This is a genomic window from Desulfospira joergensenii DSM 10085 (assembly GCF_000420085.1).
GTDB classification, from domain to species: Bacteria; Desulfobacterota; Desulfobacteria; order Desulfobacterales; family Desulfobacteraceae; genus Desulfospira; species Desulfospira joergensenii.
The window spans coordinates 754,719-768,541 of the sequence record NZ_ATUG01000002.1; the positions used below are offsets into that span (position 1 = coordinate 754,719).

General features: G+C 52.4%; 5 protein-coding genes. 2 read left to right on the forward strand and 3 right to left on the reverse strand.

Features of this window, described 5'->3' with window-relative positions; genetic code table 11:
• Nucleotides 1-165: 165 nt before the first annotated feature.
• Nucleotides 166-7,281, reverse strand: coding sequence for an autotransporter-associated beta strand repeat-containing protein (locus tag F608_RS36235; RefSeq protein ID WP_161626868.1), 7,116 nt, complete (start codon nucleotides 7,279-7,281; stop codon nucleotides 166-168).
• A gap of 559 nt (nucleotides 7,282-7,840) precedes the next feature.
• On the opposite strand from F608_RS36235, the gene F608_RS0115860 reads away from it, so the two are divergent.
• The gene (locus F608_RS0115860) at nucleotides 7,841-11,641 is read left to right on the forward strand and encodes an AAA family ATPase (protein ID WP_022666635.1); all 3,801 of its coding nucleotides are present in this window, start codon (nucleotides 7,841-7,843) and stop codon (nucleotides 11,639-11,641) included.
• Here F608_RS0115860 and F608_RS35835 read toward each other — a convergent pair.
• Nucleotides 11,626-11,799, reverse strand: coding sequence for a transposase (locus F608_RS35835; protein WP_084681173.1), 174 nt, complete (start codon nucleotides 11,797-11,799; stop codon nucleotides 11,626-11,628). The genes F608_RS0115860 and F608_RS35835 overlap by 16 nt on opposite strands.
• Nucleotides 11,800-12,294: 495 nt before the next feature.
• Between F608_RS35835 and F608_RS0115865 the strand changes: the two genes are divergently transcribed.
• Nucleotides 12,295-13,131: a LytR/AlgR family response regulator transcription factor gene (locus F608_RS0115865; RefSeq protein ID WP_027362813.1), complete on the forward strand. Its 837-nt coding sequence runs from the start codon at nucleotides 12,295-12,297 to the stop codon at nucleotides 13,129-13,131.
• Here F608_RS0115865 and F608_RS0115870 read toward each other — a convergent pair.
• Nucleotides 13,121-13,456: a hypothetical protein gene (locus tag F608_RS0115870; RefSeq protein ID WP_022666637.1), complete on the reverse strand. Its 336-nt coding sequence runs from the start codon at nucleotides 13,454-13,456 to the stop codon at nucleotides 13,121-13,123. The genes F608_RS0115865 and F608_RS0115870 overlap by 11 nt on opposite strands.
• Between the last annotated feature and the right edge of the window lie 367 nt (nucleotides 13,457-13,823).

Consider the following 13,823-nt stretch of genomic DNA (forward strand, 5'->3'; position numbering starts at 1 on the left):
CAAACGTTATACTTGCTACAGGCTCTGTTATTTTGAGGGTTCCTAAGCCCAAAATTTACAATTTACCTGTTCCATTACCTATTGACCTTCCAAAAAAGAAATTACCTCACCCGTTCACCATGAGCAGGAATGGCATAATCTGAAAGTGTGGCTTACCTGAAATTCTTAATCCCACATATACCGAAGGGTCCCTTCCAGGGTATGGGCTTCATGATCCCGGCCCAGGCTGGCATCATAGTTCAGGTTGAGTTTAAACCATTTTTTAAACAGGATATTGAGCCCCAGCCCTAGGATGGCCGAATCCTTAACAGGAGAATCACCCGTTACCATAAAGCGGCCTCCAGGCACCCCGGCAAACCCGGCATTAATGGTTCTGGGATCATTGGAAAACTCATGTGCCCACCGCACCTGGGCTTCGGGCGATACCATATAGTCTTGAGACAGCCTCATGGGCCGGGAAACTTTCAGCCCCACTGATCCCAGGCAGGAATCCACTCTTCCCTTGTCCATGTCAAGATTCAGGATTCCGGCCCCGGTCTCTGTATACCTGTCCAGTTCCACATGGGTGTACTGGAGGGAGGCCAGGGGATGGATGTAAAAGCCCTGGTTACGAAAGGTATAGCCCCCTTCAATATAGGCCCCGGTTTCCCACCCTTTAAAATCGCCATCGGCCCTGCGATTCAGGCTGCCCTGGGAGATCACACGCTGGGTATCATAATCATTCACAGCAAAGGAGAGGACAGCATCGGCATACCAGGGGCCTGAGACATAATCCCCGTACAGAGCAGCCTGGTAGCTGCGGGAACTGCCGGTATCGGCCAGGTTGTCAAAATCCAGGCTGGTTTTGGCATATCCCAGGCTGATCCCGGTGATCATGGTCTGGGAAAGCCGGGCGTCAGCCCCCAGGGTATAACTGCCCAAAGAATATCTGTACTGGGAACCTGTATCATCACTGCTGCGGCTGCCCCACATCCCGGTTCCCCTGGCCCAGATTCCCCAGTTTTTGTCCGGGGTAAGGGGGCTGGCACTGCCCAGGGCAAAGAGCAGGGGGTCTGCATCACTGGCATTGCCTGTGTCAGCCAAAGCCAGATAAATGGGATGGGAGGCCAGCCCCCCCATACCCCGTATTGCCCCCATCCGCTGGGTCAGGGTTTTCATGTACTGGGTGATTCCGGCAATGCCGGTATGAAAAAAGGCAGCATTCCCTGCCCCACTCATCTGGTTATAGGCACTGCAGGCCTGGGCAGCAGACAGACCTGCCAAGGCATTCATGACATCCTGTGCACCGTTGACGCCGGAAGTGACAACCTGCTCCAATGCCTGGGCCACGGCTGTTTCATTGGGGGTGGTGGCCACTGAGGATAAATTTACGTTATTCCGGGTCAGCCTGAGGATGACATCGTTCCCATCTCCCCCCCCATAGGTCAGGGTGGGATCCAGAAAGGCCAGGTTGGTGGTCACCCCGCCAAAGGTGCCGGTAATGGGGTCCACACCATCGTTGTCAATGATCAGATAATCGGTCTGGTAACCATAGCTCCCGTTCTGGGCCTGGATATCAAGGGTGGCACTGCCCAGGCTGACCACCCCTGTAACATTGGTTCGGTCACTGTTTCCGGCAGCATCGGTCTCCACCGTATAAATAGACCCGGCATTCAGGGTCAGATCCCCGGTATTCAGGGTGCCAATGGAATTTCCAGGGGAAAGGCGCCCATTAACAATGACATTGCCCACATGTCCATTGCCACCCAGCGTGCCCCAAGCACCCACTGTGACCAGTCCTGCCAAACTCCCGTTCACCGCAAGACTGCCGGCGCTGACCATGGTTCCCCCGGTATATGTATTGATACCAGTCAGATTCAGGGTGCCGGTGCCGCTCTTGGTCAGACTGCCGCTGCCATCCATGACGCCGCCATAGGTACCGCTGATGTTCTGATTAAACACCACAGCGGCATTGTTGGTGATACCACCCGACAGGCTTGCGCTGGTACCTTCAAGAATGCCCGCGCTCACTGTGGTGCCGCCGCTGTAGGTATTGTTGCCGGTCAGGGTCAGGGTGCCGGTGCCGCTCTTGGTCAGGCTGCCCGTGCCGGATAATGCTCCGGAAAGGATATTGGTATTCCCGTTGGTGTCAATGGTGCCCCCGCCGGCGTTCAGTGTCACATTCCGGGCTGTGGTAAACCCATTGGTAAGAAGAAGGATGCCGCTGTTAAAAGAAAGGCCGCCACTGGCGGCCCCAAGGGTGTTGTCAGCACCCACAACCAAAGTCCCCCCATTTATGGATGTGCCACCTGCATAGGTATTGGCACCTGTAAGGGTCAAGGTATTGGTGCCGGTTTTGATCAGGATGCCGCTGCCGGACATAACACCACTATAGGTGCCGACGCTGCCCTGGTTGAACGCCACAGCGGCATTGTTGGTGATCGAGCCCCTGATACTGGCGCTGGTGCCCTCAAGGATACCCGCGCTCACTGTGGTGCCGCCGCTGTAAGTATTGTTGCCGGTCAGGGTCAGGGTGCCGGTGCCTGCTTTGGTCAGCCCACCGGCACCTGAAATAATACCGGAAAGGGTATTGTCACTGCCGTTTGTGTCAATGGTGCCCCCTCCAGGGGAAAGGGACAGGGTCCGGGCTGTGGTGAACCCATTGGTAAGACGAAGGGTTCCCCCGTCAAAACTAAGACCGCTGCTGGCGGCCCCAAGGGTGTTGTCCGCACCCACTGCCAGGACCCCTCCATTGATAGAGGTGCCGCCGGTATAGGTATTGTTGCCGGTCAGGGTCAGGGTGCCGGTGCCTGCTTTGGTCAGCCTGCCGGCACCTGAAATAATACCGGAAAGGGTATTGTCACTGGCGTTGGTGTCAATAATGCCCCCTCCAGGGGAAAGGGACACGGCCCGGGCTGTGGTGAACCCACTGGTAAGACGAAGGGTACCGCCGTCAAAACCAAGACCACTGCCGGCGGCCCCAAGGGTGTTGTCTGCACCCACTGCCAGGACCCCTCCATTGATAGAGGTGCCGCCGCTGTAAGTATTGTTGCCGGTCAGGGTCAGGGTGCCGGTGCCTGCTTTGGTCAGCCCACCGGCACCTGAAATAATACCGGAAAGGGTATTGTCACTGCCGTTTGTGTCAATGGTGCCCCCTCCAGGGGAAAGGGACAGGGTCCGGGCTGTGGTGAACCCATTGGTAAGACGAAGGGTTCCCCCGTCAAAACTAAGACCACTGCCGGCGGCCCCAAGGATGTTGTCCGCCCCCACTGCCAGGACCCCTCCATTGATAGAGGTGCCCCCGCTGTAGGTATTGTTGCCGGTCAGGGTCAGGGTCCCGGCCCCGGTTTTGTCAAACCTGCCGAAACCACTTGCATCCCCGGCATAGGTGCCGTTACCGGCCTGGTCAAAAACCAAACCAGCACCGGAAGAGATCTCCATGTTGCCCTGGAGGCTGTGGGTATTGCCCTGAAGGGTTCCCCCAAGAATTCGGGTACCGCCGTCATAGGTATTGGTCCCGGTGAGGATCAGGGCGCCGGAGCCTCTTTTCACCACCTGCCCTGTGTTGGGTATCCCACTTGCTGTACCACTGATATTACCGGTGAAGGTGCCGTCAAAACCCTGATCAAATGTAAGGTTACCATTAACCGCAAAGTCTCCCTGCAGGCTGCTGGTGGTCCCTGACATGTATCCACCATTGATGGTGGTGCCCCCTGAGTAGGTATTCGCACCGGTCAGGATGAGGTCTCCGCTGTTCTGGACAAGGCTGCCCGTGCCGCTCATGGTACCGGCGTAGGTGCCTGTACCCGTCCCGGTAAAAATCACCTGAGCATTGTTGAGAATATCCCCCTTCAAGCTGGTGGCAGTCCCCTGGAGGATTCCCCCGGTCACTGTGGTGCCGCCGGTATAGGTGTTGGCCCCGGAAAGGATCAGCTTGCCTGTGCCGGATTTGGTCAGACTGCCCGTGCCGCTCATACCCCCGGCATAGGTGCCGTTTGAATTCTGGTTAAACACAACAGAAGCATCATTGGTGATCCCCCCCTGGAGGCTTGCGCTGGTGCCTTCAAGGGTTCCCTCACTCACTGTGGTGCCGCCGCTGTAGGTATTGGTGCCGCTCAGGGTCAGGGTGCCGGCCCCGGTTTTGTCAAACCTGCCGAAACCACTTGCATCCCCGGCATAGGTGCCGTTACCGGCCTGGTCAAAAACCAAACCAGCACCGGAAGAGATCTCCATGTTGCCCTGGAGGCTGTGGGTATTGCCCTGAAGGGTTCCCCCAAGAATTCGGGTGCCGCCATTGTAGGTATTGGTCCCGGTGAGGATCAGGGCGCCGGAGCCTCTTTTCACCACCTGCCCTGTGTTGGGTATCCCACTTGCTGTACCACTGATATTACCGGTGAAGGTGCCGTCAAAACCCTGATCAAATGTAAGGTTACCATTAACCGCAAAGTCTCCCTGCAGGCTGGTGGTGGTCCCTGACATGTATCCACCATTGATGGTGGTGCCCCCTGAGTAGGTATTCGCACCGGTCAGGATGAGGTCTCCGCTGTTCTGGACAAGGCTGCCCGTGCCGCTCATGACACCGGCGTAGGTGCCTGTACCCGTCCCGGTAAAAATCACCTGGGCATTGTTGAGGATATCCCCCTTCAAGCTGGTGGCAGTCCCCTGGAGGATTCCCCCGGTCACTGTGGTGCCGCCGGTATACGTATTGGTGCCGGTCAGGGTCACGGTGCCGGTGCCGCTCTTGGTGAGCCCCCCGGTACCGCTCATATTGCCGGTGTATGTGCCGTCTGTGTTCTGGGTAAACACCACGGCTGAATGATTGACAATCATTCCCTGCAGACTGGTGGTGGTCCCCTGCAAGGTGCCCGCGCTCACTGTGGTGCCGCCGCTGTAGGTATTGGTGCCGCTCAGGGTCAGGGTCCCGGCCCCGGTTTTGTCAAACCTGCCGAAACCACTTGCATCCCCGGCATAGGTGCCGTTACCGGCCTGGTCAAAAACCAAACCAGCACCGGAAGAGATCTCCATGTTGCCCTGGAGGCTGTGGGTATTGCCCTGAAGGGTTCCCCCAAGAATTCGGGTGCCGCCATTGTAGGTATTGGTCCCGGTGAGGATCAGGGCGCCGGAGCCTCTTTTCACCACCTGCCCTGTGTTGGGTATCCCACTTGCTGTACCACTGATATTACCGGTGAAGGTGCCGTCAAAACCCTGATCAAATGTAAGGTTACCATTAACCGCAAAGTCTCCCTGCAGGCTGGTGGTGGTCCCTGACATGTATCCACCATTGATGGTGGTGCCCCCTGAGTAGGTATTCGCACCGGTCAGGATGAGGTCTCCGCTGTTCTGGACAAGGCTGCCCGTGCCGCTCATGACACCGGCGTAGGTGCCTGTACCCGTCCCGGTAAAAATCACCTGGGCATTGTTGAGGATATCCCCCTTCAAGCTGGTGGCAGTCCCCTGGAGGATTCCCCCGGTCACTGTGGTGCCCCCAGTATAGGTGTTGGCCCCGGAAAGGATCAGCTTGCCTGTGCCGGATTTGGTCAGACTGCCCGTGCCGCTCATACCCCCGGCATAGGTACCGTTTGAATTCTGGTTAAACACAACAGAAGCATCATTGGTGATCCCCCCCTGGAGGCTTGCGCTGGTGCCTTCAAGGGTTCCCTCACTCACTGTGGTGCCGCCGCTGTAGGTATTGGTGCCGGTCAGGATCAGGGTGCCGGTGCCTGCTTTGGTCAGCCCACCGGCACCTGAAACAATACCCGAAAGGGTATTGTTATTCCCGTTTGTGTCAATGGTGCCCCCGCCAGGGGAAAGGGACAGGGTCCGGGCCGTGGTAAACCCATTGGTAAGACGAAGGGTTCCCCCGTCAAAACTAAGACCGCCACTGGCGGCCCCAAGGGTGTTGTCCGCACCCACTGCCAGGACCCCGCCATTGATAGAGGTGCCCCCGCTGTAGGTATTGGTGCCGGTCAGGGTCAGGGTGCCGGTGCCTGCCTTGGTCAGCCCACCGGCACCTGAAACAATACCGGAAAGGGTATTGTCATTCCCGTTGGTATCAATGGTGCCGCCTCCGGCGGCCAGGGATACAGTCCGGGCCGTGGTAAACCCATTGGTAAGACGAAGGGTGCCACCGTCAAAAGTAAGGCCACTGCTGGCTGCCCCAAGGCTGTTGTCCCCACCCACTGCCAGGGTGCCGCCGTCAAGGAAGGTGCCTCCACCATAAGTATTCACCCCGGAAAGGCTCAGGGTGCCTGTGCCGGTTTTTATAAAATGACCAGAGCCGCTTATAACCCCGGCGTAGGTCCCGTTGAAATCCTGATCAAACCAGACACCGCCGCCATTGGCAATATCGCCCTGAAGGCTTTGGGTGGTTCCGATCAGATTCCCACGGGACACATTGGTGCCGCCGGTGTAGGTATTGGTGCCGGTGAGTGTCAAGTTCCCCCACCCTATCTTTGTCAGACTGCCGGAACCGCTGATGTCACCGCCATGGGTCCCGTTGAAATCCTGATCAAACCAGACACCGCCGCCATTGGCAATATCGCCCTGAATGCTGTCGGTGTCTCCCCAAAGGAGTCCGCTGCTGATGGTGGTACCGCCGGTGTAAGTATTGGTGCCGGTAAGTTTCAGGGTGCCGGTACCTTCTTTGGCCAGGCTGCCGCTGCCGCTCATCACACCGGCATATTCACCAAAAACATTCTGTGTGAATAATACATTGGAATTATTGGTGATAGCCCCCTTAATACTGTCTGCGTTTCCGGCCAGGGTGCCGGCGCTGACCATGGTTCCCCCAGCATAGGTATTTGTACCGGTCAGGGTGAGGGTACCGGAACCGGTTTTGTTAAGCTTGCCCAATCCGTCCAACACACCGGAGAAGGTATTATCATTACCATTGGTATCAATGGTGCCGCCATTGGTTTTCAGGGTAACGTTGCGGGCTGTATCAAAACCGCCATCAAGTTGAAGGGTACCACCGTTAAGAAGGAGGGTTCCGCCTGCTGCCCCAAGATTATTGTCCGCTCCCACCACCAGGGTGCCCGCCTGAACAAAGGTATTGCCACTATAAGTGTTCACCCCGGAAAGGGTCAGGGAACCACCGTCTTGGTACAGCGTGCCAGTGCCGGAAATACTGCCGTGAAGAGAAAGGCTGGACTGGGAACCGATTGTAAACCAGGTGTCCTGGGGCATGTCTAAATCATTAGACACGTTTGCAACAGGACTTGTACCCCATACCGAAATCCCGTCACTATCCAGGCCAATGGCGTTGCCGTCAAGCTGTAGACTCTTGCGTATAGTAACACTCATATTGGCAAGACCTGGGGCATCGTTGCTAATTTGGGTAGCAGCAGATCCCATAGGCACTGTAACATCATCCCCACTGACAGGGCTTACACCGCCATCCCAGTTGCCGGCATCCGACCAGTTGCCGGTGGCAGGGCCTGTCCACTCGATGTCTGCGGCAAAGACCGGGGCAGAGACCTGAAACAAAATCAAACCCCATACAAGGATGGCTGCAATACTTGCCTTTATTCTGAGTCGCGTCTGAGAAATTGACCCGTTAAAAAATTCCATATTCCATATTCCATATTCTGATAGGCCCTGGCTGTATCGCATCTTGTTTACTTCCTATTGGCTTGGAAAGAAAAACCATCAATGGGGTTCAATATAAAAGATGCTCAGCCCTGTCGACCTGATTCCGGTATGGGGCAAAATAATAAAATCACGGGATTTGCAGGATTCGACACCATGGGAAAAATAAATAATTCCTTTTGATTTCAGAGGATTGGATCAGGCGAGGCTTTGGGTGCTTTGAAGTTTTTAAAAAAAGCTTGGGAAAAAATACAAAAACAATGTAAAAAAATACATGTTTTCTGGAAGGACCATTGAAGGCAAAAAGCTTGCATCTGACTTTTCAAGGGTTAGAAAGGGGAACAGCTGCCAGGTCCTGGTCAGCGGACCTGCAGGGGTGGGCAAGACCTGTCTTGTCCGGCAGTTTGCCCTGACTGCGGAAGCATATCAGGGCTGTTTTGTATTTGCCAAGTCTGACCTGAAAAGGTCCCAGATCCCCCTGGCCCCTGTGAGATCAGTCCTGAACATGCTGGTAAAGAGAGTTATTGCCGAGCATCCCAGGGACATGGACGCCATGGCCCACATCCTTTGCCAGGGGCTTGGAAAGGATGTGGAAACTGCAGTTTCCATTGTACCGGCCCTAAAATTCCTCATCAAGGCCCCCCCTTCTCTTGAAAAGAATCTGGATGACAGCCCCTCTTTTTTGAACACCCTTCTTTATCGCATCATTGAATTGCTATCGCCCCGGTTCAAGGGATTGGTCATCTTCCTGGACGACATCCAATGGCTGGATCCTGCATCATATGGTTTCCTTGATTATCTGGCATTGGCACCGCCAATACAGGGGGTTATGCTCATTTTTGGATATCGCACCCTGGAAACCACAACACCGCCCCTGCTCTTAAAGACGGTGGATACCTTCCAGAATCTTGATTCCTGCCGTATCATAGAACTCAAAGGCCTGCCCAAGCGGGATATTACAGCCTATCTCAGGCATCGGCTGGATACCCGGCAAAACCTGGCCCCCTTTTCAGACCTTTGTTTTGAAAAGACCCGGGGCAATCCCTTTTATCTGATTCAAATGGTGGAAGACCTTCTGAATCAGGGCGTTGTATGGCTGTCCCACGGGGAGTGGGCCTGGGACCTGGACGCTGTAAATGCCCTGGAGATCTGCGAGAATGTGGCTGACCTGATTCTATCCCGGCTCAAGCGGATAAAGCCTGCGGCCCTGACACTGCTCAAATATGGCGCCTGCTGCCATAAGGACATAACAGCTTGGATCCTGGCGGCCGCCACTGGATTCTCTCTGGAAAAAATAGACACCCTTTTGTGGACGCCTGTTAAATTGGATTTCCTTGAAAAAACGCCAGGGGGATACGGCTTTACCCATGACAAAATCCTTGAGGCTGTGGACAATCTCATCACCGGGGATGAAAGAATTGAAATCCACCAAAAGCTTCTCTTCTGTTACCTGTCGTTAGCGTCACCCAAAACAGATACTCTGAAATCAACACCGGCATCCATACCAGAACCATCGGTTTTTACCCTGCTCTACCATTATGGTTTTTTCTGTGACAGGGTTGAGGATGCCAGCCTAAAGAAGACCATGGCGGGCCACTTTCTAAACGCCGGTGAAAAGGCAAGGGAACAGACCGCCTATGCCCAGGCCCATGAGTGGTTCTGCCAGGGCAAAGACCATTATCCAGGCGACATCTGGAAAGAAGACTATGATCTGGCCCTCACCTTTTTTAATCATTGTGCTGAATCTGCCTATCTTTCAGGGGATTTTAAGGCGGCACAGGCATTCTGCAAGACTGTGAATGAGCAGGTAATCCGGGTTGAAGACAGCCTGACCGCAGGGATTACACAAATCTATTGCCTCCAGGCCTCAAATCAATTGGGAGCGGCCATGGCCAAAGGAATTGAGGTCCTGGGGCAACTGGGAATCAAGATCCCAAAGAATCCGTCCATATTCCGCATCGCTGCTGCCATCCTCAAAACAACGTTCCTTCTGGTCTGGGGACAGCGGTTGTCCAAACCAGGTAAAAAAATGGCTCTCAACGGTCAAAACCGCCAGATTGTAAAGGTTATGACTGCCCTGGGTGCGGTTTGCTATAATCTTTCTCCGAAAAAACATCTGCCTTACATGACCGCGAAAGCCCTTGAGTTCAGCCTTTTACATGGTCATTCCCCTGAAACCCCCTCCATGTATATTACCTTTGGCATGGTCTTAAACCATCTCACCCATTCTGTGACATGGGGGAAAAAATTTAGTTCAGCGGCACGGAAGATTGCCAGGGAATGGGGGAGCGATTCTTTGAGCGGAAAAGAAATCATGCTGGCCAACTTTTTCCTGGATCATTGGGACCTGTCCGTGGATGAGGCTGCCAGGGCGTATAAAGAGGGACAAAAAATCTGCCTTGAGACCGGAGACCATGAATATTATGAATACCAGACGATTTTATATGCGGACCACATTTTTTTCGCCGGTGCCCCCCTGGATGATGTTTTAGCGCAAATCGCCGGGCTGAAACCGGGTATGAAATCTGAATATGGAGACCGTATACTATCCATACGGCTGAAGGTTCTTGGTAACCTGCGCCAAGGAAGGATGCGGCCATGGGAGTTTGGGGCGGATTATTTAGAGAAGATCCTGTTACCGGATATGGACATAAGCTTTCAGCAGGCATTTTACACGTTCTGCGTTGCTTTTCTTTACGGGGATATGGATGCAGCCCATGAGCTGAAACGTGCAGCTGATCAGATTATTGAGAATGTGGCAGGAACGCCCCTCTATTATCATTTTTATTTCATGGCAGCCCTGGTGGAGATGAATGCCGGCAATCCAAAGAAAGCAGCCAAAGCCTTAAAAATCCTTAAATGGTGTGCCAAACACAATCCCAGGGTATACGGCCATAAGTATTTGATTGCCCGGGGAGAAAAATTCAGGGTTCAGGGCCATCTTCACAAGGCCCGGCATCTGTTTGAAATGGCAGACAAAGCCCTGGATAAAAGCCCTGATGCCCTGTATGAAAAAGGATTGGTAAATGAAAAACTGGGACGCATCGCCCAAAGCCTGAACCAGGAAGACACGGCAGATGACTATTTTAAAAGCGCCACAACCCTTTTTCAAAAGTGGGGATTGTCATATAAGCCCGGCCTTTTTAATGCCCTTCTTACCGATCAGAGGGCTGCCAAGGAGACTGAGAAAACCGCAATGGGAAACTCCGGCCCGTCCCAGTCAGTTATCAGTTCCCCTTTGGCCGGGGATGCCCCCCCCCTTGAAACCAGCCTTTTGTCCATGGGAAGTATCAGCCAGGCCAGGTCAGTCCATGCTGTGACCCTTGATGCCCTGCAATGGAAAACCAGGGTGCAGGCTGCAGACGGGGAGATTCATTATCCAACTGCCTTTGGGGACCTCCCCTATAAAATGCTGACCTTTGCCGTGGCAGCCGATACCGTGGTCAGGGCCACAGCTGAAGATTCAGAAGAAGATTTTTTTGATCCAGCCTATTTTTTTTCCCACCATCCATCCGCTTTAATGGTGATTCCAGGGGGCAGGGATAAGGCGATTCTCCTTGAGAATCCAAAAGAGAACCCGGACATGGACACCCTTCTAAAAATGGCCCGAACTGTCTTTGGGCAGATGGAAAATCCCCCTGGACAAAATGCACCTGTAAATCAAAGATTGCCTGACAGCAGCCCGGACCAGTTGCAAGCCTTTAAATCCTGCTGCAGCAGATTACAGAGACATATGATTCAGAACAAGGCTTACAAAAGATCAACTCTCAGCCTTGCCTCCCTTTCCCAGGATCTGGGCCTTCCGGAACGGACCATTTCCGATGCCGTGAACACCCTTTTGGGCCTTAATGTTCAGGCCTTTATCAACAGCTACCGCATTGAGGCTGTAAAATCTGAAATCCAAAATCCTCAAAACCATGATAAAACCATTCTGGAAATTGCCTTTGAACAGGGATTCAGCTCCAAATCAGCTTTTAACAAAGCCTTTAAAAAATTCACTGGAATCTCCCCCTCAGCCTATAAAGATCAGGCCCTGGAATCAAAGCATGTACCGCCTCGTTACCTGACCCCATGATAAAAGTCCTGATATTCGCGGCGCCAGGGATAAAGCAGGTCTTTACCAACCCCCAGTTTTTCTGCCGCCTCTGGAACTGATCTGCCCAGTTCAGCGCACGGTAAAACTGCATTCCGTTTGAAATCTCGATCATATGTTCTTCTGGGTTTTGAACTCATGTTTATTCCTCTGTAATTTGCATTATAGAGGCGTAACTGAGTGTCTACAATATCGTGGCAGGATCACTTGGCATCGCTCCAAAAAAATCGGTCATTGAACCTGAATATTCATCTTTAGGATTTCAGATAAAAAATAAAAAGATGCCTAACAAAGCAAATTAACTCGGATGCAAATTCCGCTGGGCTGCATTTGCTCCGGTTATTTACAACCACTGAATACCTCCTTTAGTTACGTCTTCCGAGTCGCCAACTCCGGAAGATACGGAGGTATTCAGTTTTTTACCACCAACTTACTTGCTTAGCTTAGCCGGGACCCACCAGTAAAACCGGTGGATTACTCCTTTATTTAACAGCTTCTCTATGGTATGAAAGCTCCTTATAGAACCAAGCCATCACCGCAATTGGAGACCCACATGCATTTCAGAGAGTTCGTTTTCATTATCTTATCAAGATCCTGACATGATCAAGCTTTTACAGAACTACTGGAACAGGCCCATGCCGCAGATTGATTCACGCGAGATCGTATCCCGCGGGCTTATGCTCCTGTTAATATTTTCCATATTTTATTTTGCCATTTTCAATTTCAATTCTTCTTCCAGCCAGATTAAGAGAGATATTTTAGAATTCTTCCTTGCCGGTTTTTCGCTCTTTTTAAGCTGGCTTATTTTCTGGGGAACAACAACGTTGCTGGCACAGCCACAACACGGTCCCCGGAACAGATCACTGAGATATTACTCAACCTGTTTTATCATCATTTATACGCTGATGATTTTTATTCTCTTTATCCTCAAGAAATCGCTCCATTTTTCTGGGGAAATGGAGATCTGGCCCTATTACCTGCGTCATTTTCCATATGCGTGCCTGATTTTTTGTGTCTATCTCTACCGGGAAAACAAAAAACATCAGATTGAGCGGCTGGTGGCAAAAGCCAATAAGATTATGGAAGATCACCGGACACGATCCCAAAACCAATCTCATGAGCAGTCGGAAAAGCCTCTGATGATGCAAGCTGATGGCAGTTACCATAAAATCTACCCATCCACTATCTCGCATATTTCTGTCGACGGGCATTATCTGGATATCTACTATTTCAATGAAAAAGAGCCGGAATGTTTAATGGTTCGCAAACCGCTCTCCCAAATGACGGAAGAGCTGCCATCACCTCCTTTCTACAGGGTACATCGCTCCCATATCGTTAACCTGCTCTACGCCTCAAAGATCGACAAGAGCAGCAATAATTACTCTATAAGCCTGTCAGTGAACGATTACACGCTTCCCATCAGCAGGAGTTATCTTGAAACGGTTCTTTCTGCTTTCAAGTCTATTCATTGACACCCGTCTGTCGCATTCGAAGTACCTCTGCCCGCACTTCTTCTGCGCTATGAAGTGATTTCATCTGAAAAATGAAATCCGCAAACGTCTCTGGTGATCCATTCCTTATTGGTGCGAGGGTATTTTCGGCAATTAGGGGGGCGAAGATAATAAATTGAACAAAAGGCCTTGCCATCTTTGCCGTTACGCAGAAAAAGGCAGCGAACGGGGAGAGAACAACATGCCCCGCAGTTTTTGCACTCGCCTTCCCGACGTGGGTCAACTTTGAAAAAGGCACCAACAGTTCTTTTGAGTTTTGCACCCCAGGTATTTTCTTCCATAACAATCAATGATCCCTCCCGGTGTAACCACCGTTTTAAAAAACGTGAAATGCGTGAAAAACGTTTATCACCGCATATTGCATTACGCGGAAGGAAAAACAGGTCAGTAATCGACAAGCCACTCCGCTTTTCACACGCCAACCTCCTCAGCCTCAATTTCTGCTACTGGCTGAAAACAAGCGGATGGAATCACGATTACGATCGTTAGAAAAGGGAGATGTCCTCAACGGGTATTGATCTGTCCTGGGTGGGATAACAGACGAAGGAGTGTTCCCGGAAAACCGAAATCTGTCCTGAATCGAAGTGCTGGAGAATTACCGGACGGTCCGAAGAAAAGAAATTATAATTCTAACGCGGGCTGCGCCCGCAACC

What these genes read in the sequence shown, in the direction of transcription:
- F608_RS0115865 (WP_027362813.1), top strand. Translation starts at nt 12,295, where the DNA reads ATGCCGCAGATTGATTCACGCGAGATCGTATCCCGCGGGCTTATGCTC.
- F608_RS0115860 (WP_022666635.1), top strand. Translation starts at nt 7,841, where the DNA reads ATGTTTTCTGGAAGGACCATTGAAGGCAAAAAGCTTGCATCTGACTTT.
- F608_RS35835 (WP_084681173.1), bottom strand. Translation starts at nt 11,799, where the DNA reads ATGAGTTCAAAACCCAGAAGAACATATGATCGAGATTTCAAACGGAAT.
- F608_RS36235 (WP_161626868.1), bottom strand. Translation starts at nt 7,281, where the DNA reads ATGAGTGTTACTATACGCAAGAGTCTACAGCTTGACGGCAACGCCATT.